Here is a 13,186-nt window from a genome sequence, read left to right on the forward strand (position 1 = left end):
CCAGCGACATGGCCGAAGCCGCCGGGCGCCAGCGTGAAGCGGTGGACATGGTCTCCACGGCGTTCCACGAAATGGTCGCCACCGCCAACGAAGTCGCGCGCTCTTGCAGCCAGGCCGCGGAGTCTGCCGACAGTGGCCAGCGCCAGGCGCGCGAAGGTCAGCAGCAGATCGACGCGGCGGTGAACAGCGTGGATCGCCTGAGCCAGGAAATCGAACAGTCGGCCCAGTCGATGCAACAGCTCGAACGCGACAGCAACGACATTCAGTCGATCCTGGGGACCATCCGCTCGATCGCCGAACAGACCAACCTGCTGGCGCTGAACGCCGCGATCGAAGCGGCCCGTGCCGGTGAACAGGGACGCGGCTTTGCCGTGGTGGCCGACGAAGTGCGGGCCTTGGCCAAGCGCACCGCCGACTCCACGGCGGAAATCGACGGACTGCTGGGCAATCTGGCCAAACGCACCAGCCAGGTGGCCCATCAGATGCACGCCAGCCTGGAAGTGTCCCAGCAATCGGTGACCCGCATCGGCGAGGCACGCAACAGCTTCGGACAGATCCGCGAGTCGGTGGACGTGATCCGCGACATGAACACCCAGATCGCCACGGCGGCGGAACAACAGCATCAAGTGGCCGAAGACATCAACCGGCACATCAGCCAGATCCATGGCGATGCGCAATTGGTGGCGGAACTGGCCAACTCGGCGCGCCTGGACTCCCAGAGCCTGGCCGGGTTGTCCAGTGAGCTGGACGGGTTGGTGCGCAGGTTCCGGACCTAATTAGTCGCCATACCCCCAAACCCTGTGGGAGCGAGCGTGCTCCGGGCGGCGTTCCGACGATGAGGCCACCAGTTTCAACATCTTTGTTGACTGACACACCGCCATCGCGAGCAAGCTCGCTCCCACAGTTGTTCTGTGTTCAGCGTTCGATGATGGCGGTCACGCCCTGCCCGCCCGCCGCGCAGATCGAAATCAGTCCCCGCCCCTTGCCCGCCACATCCAGCAACTTCGCCAGGTTGGCGACGATGCGCCCGCCCGTAGCGGCAAACGGATGCCCCGCCGCCAATGAACTGCCCTTGACGTTGAGCTTGCTGCGGTCGATCGAGCCCAGCGCCGCATCGAGCCCGAGACGGGTTTTGCAGTACTCGGGATCTTCCCAGGCCTTCAAGGTGCACAGCACTTGCGCGGCGAAGGCTTCGTGGATTTCGTAGTAGTCGAAGTCCTGCAAGGTCAGGCCATTGCGCGCCAGCAACCGGGGCACGGCGTAGACCGGTGCCATCAACAAGCCCTCGGCGCCGTTGACGAAATCCACCGCCGCCGCCTCGCCGTCACGCCAGTAGGCCAGGATCGGTAAGCCGCGTGCCTTGGCCCATTCCTCGCTGCCCAACAGCACCAGTGACGCACCATCGGTCAGTGGCGTGGAGTTGCCGGCGGTCAGGGTGCCCTTGGCGCTTTTCTCGTAGGCCGGCTTGAGCGCGGCGAGCTTTTCCAGCGTGGAGTCCGGGCGCAGGTTGTTGTCGCGGGTCAGGCCCAGGAAGGGTGTCATCAGGTCGTTGTGCCAGCCCTCGGCGTAGGACGCGGCCAGTTTCTGATGGCTCTCGAACGCTAATTGATCCTGTGCTTCGCGCGGGATGTCCCAGGTCTGCGCCATCAACTCGCAATGCTGTCCCATGGACAACCCGGTACGCGGCTCGCCGTTGCGCGGGAACTCGGGAACCAGATGCTTGGGACGCAACTGCAGGAAGGTTTTCAGTTTGTCGCCGGTGGTTTTCGCGCGGTTGGCTTGCAGAAGTATTTTGCGCAGGCCTTCGCTGACGCTGATCGGCGCATCCGAGGTAGTGTCCACGCCACCGGCAATGCCACAGTCGATCTGCCCCAGGGCAATCTTGTTCGCCACCAGCAGCGCGGCCTCCAACCCGGTGCCGCACGCCTGCTGGATGTCATAGGCCGGGGTGGCGGGCGACAGTCGCGAACCCAGTACGCACTCACGTGTGAGGTTCATGTCCCGCGACAATTTGAGCACCGCCCCGGCGACCACCTCGCCGATGCGCTGGCCGTGCAGGTTGTAACGCTCGATCAGGCCTTCGAGGGCGGCGGTGAGCATCACCTGGTTACTGGCCGTGGCGTAGGGGCCATTGGAGCGGGCGAAGGGAATCCGGTTACCGCCGATGATCGCGACGCGGCGCAGTTGGGTCATGAAAAGCTCCTGATGAAATTGCCAAAATTGAAACTCCCCCTGTAGGAGCTGCCGAAGGCTGCGATCTTTTGACTTGGCTTTTTTGTAATCAAGATCAACAGATCGCAGCCTTCGGCAGCTCCTACAATGACCAAGCGTAGGCCTTATCTCGTGGATCGAACGACTGATCGCCATTCGTGGTCCACACTTTGATCCCCAGCTTTCGGAGCGCGTTCCATGTCTGACCGCTATATCGACTTCGCCAATTCGTCCATCGGCCACCGCCTGGTCGGCGCCCTGGGGTTGCCGACGCCGACCAGGCTTGAGCGCTGGCAAGCGGGCCGGTTGCGACCTGTGGAAGGCGCACTGCTGATCGGCGGCGGGCCGTTGACCGAACACGTCAACGCCTTCGCCAACCGCCTGACCGACGCGATCTACAGCTACGGCACCGAGCCTTCGATGGCCACGGCCTGGATTCCCGGCCACGGACCGAAACTCAAGGCCGTGGTATTCGACGCCAGTGACCTGCTGCACACCGATCAGCTCAAGCAACTGCGCGAGTTTTTCCAGCCGCTGATGAAGAACCTCGAACACTGTGCGCACCTGGTGATTCTCGGGCGTGACCCGCAAACCCTGCGCGACCCGTTCGCCGCCAGTGCACAGCGTGCCCTGGAAGGTTTCGGCCGTTCCCTGGCCAAGGAATTACGCAGCGGTGCCACCCTGCAATTGATCTACGTCGGCGAAGGTGCCGAGGCGCAGCTGGAAGGCCCGCTGCGGTTTTTCCTCTCGCCGAAAAGCGCCTTCGTGTCCGGGCAGGTCATTCGCTTGAATCCGTGCGCGACGCCAGTCACCGACTGGACACGCCCGCTCGCCGGGCGCAAGGCTCTGGTTACCGGCGCAGCACGCGGTATCGGTGCCGCCATCGCCGAAACCCTGGCCCGTGATGGTGCCGACGTCACCCTGCTTGACGTGCCTGCGGCCAAAACCGATCTCGAAGCGCTCGCCGCGCGCCTCGGCGGGCGCAGCATCACCCTCGACATCTGCGCCGAAGACGCCGCCGCGCAGTTGATCGAACAATTGCCCGATGGCCTCGACATCGTAGTGCACAACGCCGGCATCACCCGGGATAAAACCCTGGCCAACATGACCCCGGAATTCTGGGACGCGGTGCTGGCGGTCAACCTCAATGCGCCGCAAGTGCTGACCAAAGCCCTGCTCGACAGCGGCACCCTGCACGACAACGGCCGGGTGATCCTGCTGGCGTCCATCAGCGGCATCGCCGGCAATCGCGGGCAAACCAATTACGCGGCGAGCAAGGCCGGGTTGATCGGTATGGCACAAGCCTGGGCGCCGGAGCTCCAAGAGCGCGGCATCAGCATCAACGCCGTGGCGCCGGGTTTCATCGAAACGCAGATGACCGCACACATTCCCTTCGGCCTGCGCGAAGCCGGACGGCGCATGAGTTCGCTGGGCCAGGGCGGCCTGCCGCAGGACGTCGCCGAGGCCGTGGCCTGGCTCGCGCAACCGGGCACCGGCGCGTTCACCGGGCAAGCATTGCGCGTATGTGGGCAAAGCGTTCTGGGAGCTTAAGGATGATCACCGACTGGCACACACTCAACCGCGAACCCGGCCTGCCGGGGTTGTACGCACGAGCGGCGACACGGCGCAAAATCACTGGCAGCCACCTGCCCGATTCGGGGTTGCGTTGCTGGGTCGAAGTCGATCCCAAGCGCCTGGCGGCCTATCGCAAGGTCTGTGGTTTCGCCGACAACGGCCTGCTGCCGCCGACCTACCCGCACATCCTCGGGTTTGCCTTGCAGATGCAACTGCTCACAGCCAGGGACTTCCCGTTCCCGCTGTTGGGTCTGATTCACCTGAGCAACCGCATTCGTGTACTGCGCCCCATGGGCGGGGTGAGTCGGGTGCGCGTCAGCGTGCAAGTGCAGAACCTGCTACCCCACGCCAAAGGCGCAACGTTCGATTTGCTGACCATACTCGACGATCAGTTGGGCCCGCTGTGGGAAGCAGAAAGCCGGATGCTCTGTCGCGGCGTCAAACTCGAGGGCGAACCGCTCGAAGAGAGCCTGGTACCGAGCCTGGCCCTGAGCGAAGTCGAGCACTGGAAAGCGCCCTCGGACATCGGCCGGCAATACGCCAAGGTGTCCGGCGACTACAACCCGATTCACCTGAGCGCGGCCAGCGCCCGACTCTTCGGCTTCCCGACCGCCATCGCCCATGGTCTGTGGAACAAGGCGCGCACCCTGGCTGCGCTGGCCGGGCATCTGCCTGTGGCGAATGTCGAGATCGAAGTGCAGTTCAAGAAGCCGGTACGGTTACCCAGTGAAGTGACGTTGCTGGCCAGTGCGCCGGGGCCGAGTGGGGACTTTCAATTGGTGGGTCTCGGGGAGCTGGAGCATATGGTCGGGCATTGGCGACCGGTGGCCTGAACGGCTGATATTCATGGTGAGGAAGCGTGCTCCTGATGGGCTGCGTACACTCAGATAATCAGGTCGGCTTTCAGGCCGCCTTCGGGGGCAAGCCCGCTCCCATAGGTTCAAGGTACATCCACCAGGGTCAGGTCGGCCGGCAGGCAGTCTTCGCGGGCAAGTCGGATCGCCACACCGCCGCTCCCACAGAAGAGCAAAGGCAGAGCAGCCCACACCGCGCCGCTTCTCACCACTCATCAGGCCGAGCGTTAGCTCGCCTGCAGCTCTTGATCTTGAAAGGAACCCCGAGCCTTAGCGAGGGGCCGTACGTAAGGGGCGAGCGTTTTTTGCTTACTTTTTTAGGCGCTTGTAAAAAAGTGAGTCGCCGTAAGGGCGAAACCGCCAGCCGCCGTTACCGCAGAAATGGATATGTACTCAACCCAAACCACCAACATGGTCGGCCCAGAGGCCGCCAAGTCAACGCTTGACCAGATAAACCTGCGGCTGAGGAAACAGATTATTGAGCGTCTCCAACAACCGCACGTGATAAATCGGCTTGCGAAAAAGATCCAGCACCTGCAAGCGCAACATGTCACTGACATCATCCATGCCCGCATGCCCCGACATCACAATCACCGGCAAATGCTGGCGCGACGTATGCTCGCGCAAGCGCTTGATCAACGACATGCCGCTCTCCTCCGGCATGCGCAAATCGGTGATCACCAAAGCGATATCGGGATGCCGGGTCAGATGCTGCAGCGCGAGCTTGACCGAAGTGGCCGTAAAGCAGTTGAACCCCTCACCCTCCAGCAACTCAGCCAACTCAAGCAATGCGTCCTCTTCGTCATCCACCAGAAGCAACTGTTGGCGTGGCTGTGCGTGAGTGTTCATGAGGTAACACCTGCAATGGACGAAGCGCTGATGTTAGTACCCGATTTCAGCATTTCCGATGCCTTAATCAGGAACTAGGGACCAGTGCAGTCCTGATATTGCCGAACACCGTCCTAATATCATCCCCAACGCCCGAACTGAGCCCGGCGATAACCACCGCGACCATGGCAGCGATAACCGCGTACTCAATACCTGAAGCTCCCTCGGTATCCTTGATCAAGCCTTTGTAATATGCGATTTCGGCAGCGACCTTCAAAACAAGCGTGGAAAAAGACATGGCATTTCTCCTGGACGACGACGGGTGTTGCACGGACGCAACATGATTCCCCAGTGCCAGCACCAGCATTGTCGGCATTCCCAGGCCCAACAACTGTAAATACGCATTAATACGAAAGCATTAACCGTTTCGTTGACGTCAAAAACAGGTCGTTTTATCGCAACTTTGCACTTCCGTTAGATATTTTCCCCGCACTAATGGCATTTTGCTCTACCTGCGCTACGGTCAAATAGCGAAATAGTTCCATGTTCATAGCTGCCTGATTGCGAAGTTGTCTCGTTGGACTTGACGAGGTTTGCGCAGCAGGAAAGGGAGAGCCTTCATGAACAGCCGTGTCACTCTGGGCCTCGCCGGACTGTTTCTGGTCGGCGCCATCATTACCGGCTACTGGGGACTCTCATTGAGTCGCCAACCGGCCCCCGAGGCCGTTGCCCAATCCACCGCCAATGCACCGCTGGCCATCCCACAGGCACCTCTGTCGGCAAATGACCCGACCCGCCATCCGGTGGTCGTGCTGGTCAACGATGTCGCGCCATATACCCCGGTCACCCCCGCCGATGTCGTCCTGGAACAGTTGCACACCGCCCCGGTCGGCAGCCTGACCAGCCTCGACCAGGCGATTGGCCGTACCCCCTGGCGCGCCCTCACCGCCGGCAGCTGGCTCAACGACGAAAGCTTCGAAGCCGGCAGCAAGCTGTCGCGGATGATCCGCCCCAATGAGCGCGCCCTCGCGGTCGCCACAGACGAAGTGGTCATAGTCGGCGGGCAACTGACGCCGGGGGACTATGTCGATGTGCTGCTGTTCCTGCGCATGGACACCCTCAATCCTCAGCCAACGGCTCAACTCGTGGTGCCGGCCTTGCGGGTGCTCGGGGTCGGCGAGCAATTGGGGTTGACCAACGACGGCCAGCCTTCCAGCCCGGCGCGCAACACCGATGAAAAACTCAAACAGGATCAATCCCGCGCCGCGGCGCGGACCGTGTTGCTCGCCGTTCCTGAACAACTGGTGAGCCGCCTGATGCTCGCGACCCAGGCCGGCGTGCTGCGCCTGGCCGTGCGTAGCGCCGATGAAAAACGCCTGGCGCGCTACTGGGCCGGCGACAGCGGCTCTGCCGCCAACCTGGCCAATGCCAACCGCGAGTTGTTGCAATTCAGCCAGTTGGCCATGACCGGGCCACCCAAACCTGTCACCACCAGCTCTGGCGCCGCGCCGCGCAAGCAGAGCGTGGAAGTCATTCGCGGTAACGAGATCACCCAACAAACACCCTGAGTCGAGCAAGGATGCCTTTCCATGCGCAGACCTTTTACGCCATTGTTCAACGGCTTGATCCGGGCCAATTTGCTCGGCGGCCTGCCGGCGAGTGCGGTATCACGTAGCGAGTTACCGCAATGAGCCAGAACCTGAGTCAAACCTTCCTCGCGATCACGCGCAACAGCACCGACCTGGAATGGCTGCAAGGTGCCCTTGCGCCCTTGGGCCAGGTGGTCAGCGCCGGTGGCGGCAGCCTCGACGAACTGTTGGCACTGGTGGACGTGACCTGCGCCAGCCTGGTGTTCATCGGCCTGGACCGCGACCACGTGGTCACTCAAAGCGCGTTGATCGAAAGCGCACTGGAAGCCAAACCGATGCTGGCGATCGTCGCGCTGGGCGACGGCATGGACAACCAGCTTGTACTCAATGCGATGCGCGCCGGGGCCAGGGACTTCGTGGCCTATGGTTCACGCTCAAGTGAAGTCGCGGGGCTGGTGCGACGCCTGAGCAAACGCCTGCCCGCTGTCGCGCCGAACACGCACCTTGGCCGCCTGACCGTGCTGTATGGCGTGCAGAGCAGCGCCGACGGCGCGTTGCTGGCCACACACATGGCGCAAGTGGTGCAAAAAAGCGGTCAGCACACGCTGCTGCTGGACCTTGGATTACCCCGGGGCGATAGCCTGGCGCTGCTGGGCCTTGAAAGCTCGTTTCATTTCGGCGATGCATTGCGCCACTTGCGACGCCTGGACGCGACACTGATCGACAGCGCCTTCACCAGTTGCGAAGCCGGGCTGCGCATCCTCGCCTACGCCAGTGGCGATGAACCGCTGGAACACACCAGCGCCGCCGAGCTGTACATGTTGCTCAGCGCCCTGCGCCAACACTTCCAGCACATCGTGGTAAACCTCACCGGTCAACCCGACAGTGAGGCGCTGCGCACCTTCGTCAGCCATTGCGACAAACTGCTGTGGTACACCGACCAGAACGTGCTCGACTGCCGCCGCAACCTCACGGTGCTCAACTTGTGGCGCGAAAAAGGCATGAAGCTCGATCACGCCAAACTGCTCGTGGACCGCTACCTGCGTAGCGTCGCACCGGACTCCGACACCCTGGGCAAGACGTTCGGCCTGGAGATCATCGCCACCCTCGCCTACAGCCCGGAAGTGCGGCTCAACGCCAAGAACCAGGGCCTGACCCTGTTCGAACTGGCCCCACGCGAGGGCCTCACCCAGGGCCTGCGCGCCCTCGGCGAGCGCCTGGCCAAGCATTCCGAAGGCCTGGCCAAACCCAAGACCGGCTGGTTCAACCGCTTGAGGGGCGCACAATGAGCAGTGAAAAACTCTTCGGTTCCCCCCATCGCGGCGCAATCGGCAACACCGACCACGAAGGCCTGAAACTGGTGCTGCACCGCTACATCATCGACGCCATCGAAGAGTCGGGGAAAAACCTGCTGGAGGGTTCGCGCCAGGCGCTGTCGCAGTTCGTGATCGACAAGGTGGCCGAGTACATCGCGCGTTTGCACCTGGCGATTTCCCGCTATGAAATGGAGCGCCTGGCCGAAGAGATCGTCGACGAACTCACCGGTTTCGGCCCTCTGGAAGTACTGCTGCGCGACCCGACGGTGACCGAGATTCTGGTCAACGGGCCGCACCGGGTATTTGTCGAACGCGAAGGCTTGCTGCACTTGAGTGACCTGCGCTTTATCGATTCGCACCACGTCGAACGTGTCATGCAACGGATTCTCGCGCCCCTGGGTCGACGTCTCGATGAGTCCTCGCCCATGGTCGACGCGCGCCTGCCGGACGGCAGCAGGGTCAACGCCATCATTCCGCCGATTGCCCTCGATGGCCCGTGCCTGTCGATCCGAAAGTTCCGCCAGGACATGCTCAAAAGCTCCGACCTGATCGCGATGCAAACCATCGATCACGGGATCTTCGAATTCATTCATGAAGCCGTGGGCAAGCGCTGCAACATCCTGATCAGCGGCGGCACCGGCACCGGCAAGACCACGCTGCTGAACATTCTCAGCCAGTTGATCAACCCCCACGAACGACTGGTCACCATCGAAGACGTCGCCGAACTGCAACTGGGCCACCCTCACGTCGTGCGCCTGGAAACCCGTCCACCGAATGCCGAAGGCCATGGCGAGGTGAAAGCCAGCGACCTGATTCGCAACGCCCTGCGGATGCGCCCGGACCGGATCATCCTCGGTGAGATTCGCGGCGTCGAAGTGGTCGATGTGCTGACCGCGATGAACACCGGCCACGACGGTTCGATGAGTACCGTACACGCCAACAACGCCCAGGATGCACTGCTGCGCCTGGAAACCCTGGTGGGCTTGACCGGTCGCAGCATCGCCGAACGCACCCTGCGACAAATGATCTGCGCGGCGCTCGACGTGGTCATCCAGCTCACGCGCCTGCCCGACGGTCGCCGCTGCGTCAGTGAAGTGGTGGAAGTCGTTGGTGTGCGCGACGACGTGTATGTCACCAACACACTGTTCCGTTTCGACCGCCACACCGGATTTGGTTTCCTGCGCGAAGCCGTGAACCCGGCTGGCGACAAATTGCGCCGGGACTCGGCGCTGTCTCCCTCGGCGTACTGAGGTCACGGCATGCTCAAACCGGCGCTGCTCATCCTCGTTTGCCTGATCTTTCTCGGCCTGGCGCTGCGCCTGCTCTATAGCGGCTTGCGCCAGACCGGCAACGAACGGATTTTGGGACGCCTGAACCAGGGACAACCGCTTCGGGCCGTGCAGAAGTCATCATGGGCGGGCCTTGAGCGGGCGTTCCTGCGTGCCGGTCTCGGACGCCCCACCGAACGCCTGGGCCAATGGCTGGTGTTCTGGATACTCGGGGTGCTGCTGGGGATTGCCCTGGGTGGCTGGATCGGCGCGCTACTGGCGCTGCTGGTGCCTCCGGTGGTGCTACGACTATTCGTCAGCTGGCGTTATCAGCGTCGCCTCAGTCGCATGATCGACCAACTGCCGATGCTGCTCGACCATGCCGTACGCAGCTTGAAGTCCGGGCGAACCCTGGCCGATGCCGTGCTCGGCGCCATCGATGCGGCCGAACACCCGCTGAAAAATGCCATGGGCCGGATTCAACGCAATGTGCAACTGGGGGTCAGCCTGGCAGACGCCGCTTCGGACTTCGCCGAACTGTACGAAAAAGACGAACTACGCCTGCTCGCACTCGGCTTGAAGGTCAACCACCACTACGGCGGCAATGCCAGTGAGCTGTTGGAAAACCTGATCAAGATGATCCGCGAGCGCGAGCAAGCGGCTCGCCAGTTGAAGGCCATGACCGGCGAAACCCGCATCACAGCCGTGGTCCTGGCCCTGCTGCCGGCCTCGGTCGCTGGCTACTTTCTACTCACCAATCCAACCTACCTGCTTTCCATGTGGCACGACAGCTCGGGGCAAATCATGCTGGCGAGTGCCTTCGGATTTCAGGTATTCGGTTGCCTGGCGCTTTGGCGCATGTTGCGTAGCCTATGAATATGACGATGCTCTTGCTGGTGAGCGCACTGCTGCTTTTCGGGGCGGCGCTGTTGTTGCTCAGCGCCTTGCTGGACCAAAGCCGACGGGCACGCCAAGTGGCCCAGCGCCTGGATGGCAAGGCGCCCGGTGATAGCCACCTCACCCAACTGCTGCATGCCCTGGGAGCCAGTCGGCTGGGGCAGCAGTCGGTCAAAATGGACAACGAAACCCAGGCCCTGCTCAACCGCCTGGGCTGGCGCAGCGTACGCCAACGCTCGCTGTTCGCCGCCTTGCAGGTGGGTGTGCCGATGTTGGCGCTGTCCTTGTGCCTGCTGATCCAGGGGCTGTTCTTCCCGAATGTGGAGAACCACTGGATCGCCCCGATGCTCGCCACCAGCGCCGGCTATCTGTTGCCCAAGCGCTGGCTGGCCGCCGCCGCACAGCGTCGGCAAAAACAACTGGCCACCGAAACCTCGACCTTCATTGCACTGCTGCGCACCCTGTTCGAATCCGGCATGGCGGTGGAGCAATCCCTTCGTGTGCTGAGCCAGGAGGGCAGGCAGTTGCTGCCCGTCCTGACCCATGAACTGCGCCTGATTCTGACCCGCGTCGACTCCGGCCTGGAACTGGGCGAAGAGTTGAACAAGACCACCCGCTTGCTTGCGGTAGACGAGTTCACCGACACCTGCGTGATCCTTCAACAATTGATCCATCAGGGTGGCGGCGCGATGAAATCCCTGCTGGCGCTCAAACAGTTGCTCGACGACCGACGCCTGACGCGCCTGCAGGAATACATCTCCAAAATGTCCGCCAAAATGTCCGTGGTGATGATGCTGTTTCTCTTCCCGGCGTTATTGATCGTCCTGGCCGGCCCGGGCTTCACGGCCCTGGCCAGGTCCTTTGGGCACTAATCCTGCGGATCGAGATTATCCAGCGCCCGATTCACCGCCAGCTCACCCAGCATGATCACCTGCGCAATCCCCAGCATCGTATTGCGCTGCGAGCCCTGCAGAAACCCAGCGAAATCACTCGCCATCACACTCGCCGACGCCAGTGACTCACAGGCGTGGGCCAGCAAGGTTTCGGTGTCGATATTCGGGGCGATGACAAACATCGTGCCTGGCTTGTGGGTGACAGGTTTTGGGGGATTTGGGGTGGGTTTGATCATGGTGAAGCTCCAAGTATGAGATGGAGCTGCCACTGATCGCCGCGACAGCAATCAAGGGTGGCAGCTGTACGCGGGGTCGCGGACCGAGCTACTTGGAAACCCGGCATACCCGAAGGTATCCCGCGCACAGCCACCATTACATCAAACGACAAGCACCGAAGCGCTCCGGTTTGAGCCGGTGGATTATGCACCAAGTAGACTAAAAGGCCGCGACAGCCCGGTCACTGATTTTGCAGCGACCGACAAAGGCTAGAGATCGCGCTTCCGACGGACAACCTGAAAAGCGTGTCGGAGATTTCCCAGGGGTTTGAGGAAAACTACACAGGAATGTGTTGGCTGAAAGGACGTCATCGCGGGCAAGCCCGCTCCCACAGAAAGGCAAAGACAGGTCGGCGTACACCGCGTCGCTCTTCACCACTCATCAGGCCGAGCGTTAGCTCGCCTGCAGCTCTTGATCTTGATCCACCCGCCCCCTCGGAAGGCTGAGCGGAGGTGTTTATCCGGGGATTGGCGCGTAGCGCCGTTCGACGCAGTCGAACTCATTGCATGTAGGTCGAAGCGAAGCCGACCGGAGGGCAATGCCCCCGGATGAATACCGCAGCGAAGGAACGCCGAGCCTAGTGACCCGCTGTAAGAGCGGAACCATAAGCAGCCGTTACCGCAGCAACGGATATGTACTCAACCTAAACCACCAGCATGGTCGGCCCAGAGGCCGCCAAGCCTCAGTGCGCCGTAACCCGCTGCCGCCCCACGGTCCCACTGGGCGACAAGGCCAACGCCAACTGCGTCCGATTATGCATATGCGTCAACCGCAACACCTGCGACACATACAACTTCACCGTGTTCTCGGTAATCCCCAACTCACAGGCAATCTGATAATTGGTCTGCCCCTTGCCCACCAACCGCGCCACGTCCAGTTGCCGCGGTGACAGCTGATTGAACATCGCCGGAACCTCCACCGCATCACCATCAGCGACACCCGCGTCAGCCGCATGCGGCCCACGCCGAACCTTGTCCAGATCCTGGTACAGATCATCGATCGACTCGGACAGATACTGCAGCTTCTGATTCAAATGCCCCAACTGCAGGTTCTTGTGCCTCTCCTGCAAGGCCACTTCCTGCCGCTGCATACCCTCGAACAACTCATCCAGATCGATCGGCTTCTGGTAATAGTCGGCAACGCCAGCGCGCAGGGCCTTGATCACATCCTGCTTGTCGGCACACCCGGTGAGCATGATCGCCTCGAACGCCCGGTGCTTGCCCGATAGCCGCTGCAACTCCTGCATCAGCTCAATACCGTCCATGCCGGGCATGTGAAGGTCCAGTAGCACCAGGCCGATATCGAGGTCTTCGTTGAAACGCTCGATCGCCTGATAGCCCGATTCGCAGGGAACACAACGGTAACCTTTGCCCTCCAGAAACTCGCAAAGCTCTTCAACGATCAATGGCGCATCGTCGACCACAAGGACTTTTACTGCCGAAGTAAACTTGCTCACGAGTAACTCCCTGTCAGGTCAAA

At 61.8% G+C, this 13,186-nt stretch carries 13 protein-coding genes; 8 read left to right on the top strand and 5 right to left on the bottom strand.

Annotated elements, in window-relative coordinates:
- Positions 1-47 precede the first annotated feature (47 nt).
- Entirely contained in the window at positions 48-776 is a 729-nt protein-coding gene (locus ASD95_RS30395) for a methyl-accepting chemotaxis protein (RefSeq protein ID WP_411741810.1), read from the top strand.
- A gap of 139 nt (positions 777-915) precedes the next feature.
- Here the strand turns inward: ASD95_RS30395 and ASD95_RS20645 are convergent, their stop codons facing one another.
- A complete protein-coding gene (locus ASD95_RS20645; RefSeq protein WP_056725235.1) occupies positions 916-2,193 on the bottom strand; it encodes an acetyl-CoA C-acetyltransferase in 1,278 nt (425 codons plus the stop codon).
- A gap of 216 nt (positions 2,194-2,409) precedes the next feature.
- On the opposite strand from ASD95_RS20645, the gene ASD95_RS20650 reads away from it, so the two are divergent.
- Positions 2,410-3,762 (top strand): 3-oxoacyl-ACP reductase, encoded by a 1,353-nt coding sequence (locus ASD95_RS20650; protein WP_056725236.1) that lies wholly within the window; start codon positions 2,410-2,412, stop codon positions 3,760-3,762.
- Positions 3,763-3,764: 2 nt separating this feature from the next.
- A complete protein-coding gene (locus ASD95_RS20655; RefSeq protein ID WP_056725237.1) occupies positions 3,765-4,619 on the top strand; it encodes a MaoC family dehydratase in 855 nt (284 codons plus the stop codon).
- Positions 4,620-5,075: 456 nt separating this feature from the next.
- Here the strand turns inward: ASD95_RS20655 and ASD95_RS20660 are convergent, their stop codons facing one another.
- Together ASD95_RS20660 and ASD95_RS20665 are read right to left on the bottom strand one after the other, a co-directional pair.
- Positions 5,076-5,489 (bottom strand): response regulator, encoded by a 414-nt coding sequence (locus ASD95_RS20660; protein WP_056725238.1) that lies wholly within the window; start codon positions 5,487-5,489, stop codon positions 5,076-5,078.
- A gap of 67 nt (positions 5,490-5,556) precedes the next feature.
- The gene (locus ASD95_RS20665; RefSeq protein ID WP_056725239.1) at positions 5,557-5,766 is read right to left on the bottom strand and encodes a Flp family type IVb pilin; all 210 of its coding nucleotides are present in this window, start codon (positions 5,764-5,766) and stop codon (positions 5,557-5,559) included.
- A 322-nt stretch (positions 5,767-6,088) separates the two neighbouring features.
- Here ASD95_RS20665 and cpaB point away from each other — a divergent pair, with 322 nt between their 5' ends.
- The 5 genes from cpaB to ASD95_RS20690 all read left to right on the top strand — a co-directional run bounded on the left by cpaB (position 6,089) and on the right by ASD95_RS20690 (position 11,410).
- Entirely contained in the window at positions 6,089-7,036 is a 948-nt protein-coding gene (gene cpaB / locus ASD95_RS20670; protein ID WP_056725240.1) for a Flp pilus assembly protein CpaB, read from the top strand.
- Positions 7,037-7,155: 119 nt separating this feature from the next.
- On the top strand, positions 7,156-8,346 hold the full coding sequence (locus tag ASD95_RS20675) for an AAA family ATPase (protein WP_056725241.1): 1,191 nt from the start codon (positions 7,156-7,158) through the stop codon (positions 8,344-8,346).
- Positions 8,343-9,623, top strand: a complete 1,281-nt coding sequence (locus ASD95_RS20680) for a CpaF family protein (protein WP_056725242.1) — start codon at positions 8,343-8,345, stop codon at positions 9,621-9,623. Before ASD95_RS20675 ends, ASD95_RS20680 begins: the two co-directional genes overlap by 4 nt.
- Positions 9,624-9,632: 9 nt before the next feature.
- Entirely contained in the window at positions 9,633-10,517 is an 885-nt protein-coding gene (locus tag ASD95_RS20685) for a type II secretion system F family protein (protein ID WP_056725244.1), read from the top strand.
- A gap of 2 nt (positions 10,518-10,519) precedes the next feature.
- Positions 10,520-11,410 (top strand): type II secretion system F family protein, encoded by an 891-nt coding sequence (locus tag ASD95_RS20690; protein ID WP_056725246.1) that lies wholly within the window; start codon positions 10,520-10,522, stop codon positions 11,408-11,410.
- Here ASD95_RS20690 and ASD95_RS20695 read toward each other — a convergent pair.
- Both ASD95_RS20695 and ASD95_RS20700 read right to left on the bottom strand, forming a co-directional pair.
- Positions 11,407-11,667, bottom strand: a complete 261-nt coding sequence (locus ASD95_RS20695; RefSeq protein WP_056725249.1) for a DUF6124 family protein — start codon at positions 11,665-11,667, stop codon at positions 11,407-11,409. The genes ASD95_RS20690 and ASD95_RS20695 overlap by 4 nt on opposite strands.
- 722 nt (positions 11,668-12,389) lie before the next feature.
- The gene (locus ASD95_RS20700; RefSeq protein ID WP_056725251.1) at positions 12,390-13,163 is read right to left on the bottom strand and encodes a response regulator transcription factor; all 774 of its coding nucleotides are present in this window, start codon (positions 13,161-13,163) and stop codon (positions 12,390-12,392) included.
- Positions 13,164-13,186: the final 23 nt, after the last annotated feature.

The organism is Pseudomonas sp. Root71, assembly GCF_001429045.1.
Lineage (GTDB): Bacteria > Pseudomonadota > Gammaproteobacteria > Pseudomonadales > Pseudomonadaceae > Aquipseudomonas > Aquipseudomonas monachiensis.

What these genes read in the sequence shown, in the direction of transcription:
- ASD95_RS20645 (WP_056725235.1), bottom strand. Translation starts at nt 2,193, where the DNA reads ATGACCCAACTGCGCCGCGTCGCGATCATCGGCGGTAACCGGATTCCC.
- ASD95_RS20675 (WP_056725241.1), top strand. Translation starts at nt 7,156, where the DNA reads ATGAGCCAGAACCTGAGTCAAACCTTCCTCGCGATCACGCGCAACAGC.
- ASD95_RS20650 (WP_056725236.1), top strand. Translation starts at nt 2,410, where the DNA reads ATGTCTGACCGCTATATCGACTTCGCCAATTCGTCCATCGGCCACCGC.
- ASD95_RS30395 (WP_411741810.1), top strand. Translation starts at nt 48, where the DNA reads ATGGTCTCCACGGCGTTCCACGAAATGGTCGCCACCGCCAACGAAGTC.
- ASD95_RS20665 (WP_056725239.1), bottom strand. Translation starts at nt 5,766, where the DNA reads ATGTCTTTTTCCACGCTTGTTTTGAAGGTCGCTGCCGAAATCGCATAT.
- ASD95_RS20695 (WP_056725249.1), bottom strand. Translation starts at nt 11,667, where the DNA reads ATGATCAAACCCACCCCAAATCCCCCAAAACCTGTCACCCACAAGCCA.
- ASD95_RS20685 (WP_056725244.1), top strand. Translation starts at nt 9,633, where the DNA reads ATGCTCAAACCGGCGCTGCTCATCCTCGTTTGCCTGATCTTTCTCGGC.
- ASD95_RS20690 (WP_056725246.1), top strand. Translation starts at nt 10,520, where the DNA reads ATGACGATGCTCTTGCTGGTGAGCGCACTGCTGCTTTTCGGGGCGGCG.
- ASD95_RS20680 (WP_056725242.1), top strand. Translation starts at nt 8,343, where the DNA reads ATGAGCAGTGAAAAACTCTTCGGTTCCCCCCATCGCGGCGCAATCGGC.
- ASD95_RS20660 (WP_056725238.1), bottom strand. Translation starts at nt 5,489, where the DNA reads ATGAACACTCACGCACAGCCACGCCAACAGTTGCTTCTGGTGGATGAC.
- cpaB (WP_056725240.1), top strand. Translation starts at nt 6,089, where the DNA reads ATGAACAGCCGTGTCACTCTGGGCCTCGCCGGACTGTTTCTGGTCGGC.
- ASD95_RS20655 (WP_056725237.1), top strand. Translation starts at nt 3,765, where the DNA reads ATGATCACCGACTGGCACACACTCAACCGCGAACCCGGCCTGCCGGGG.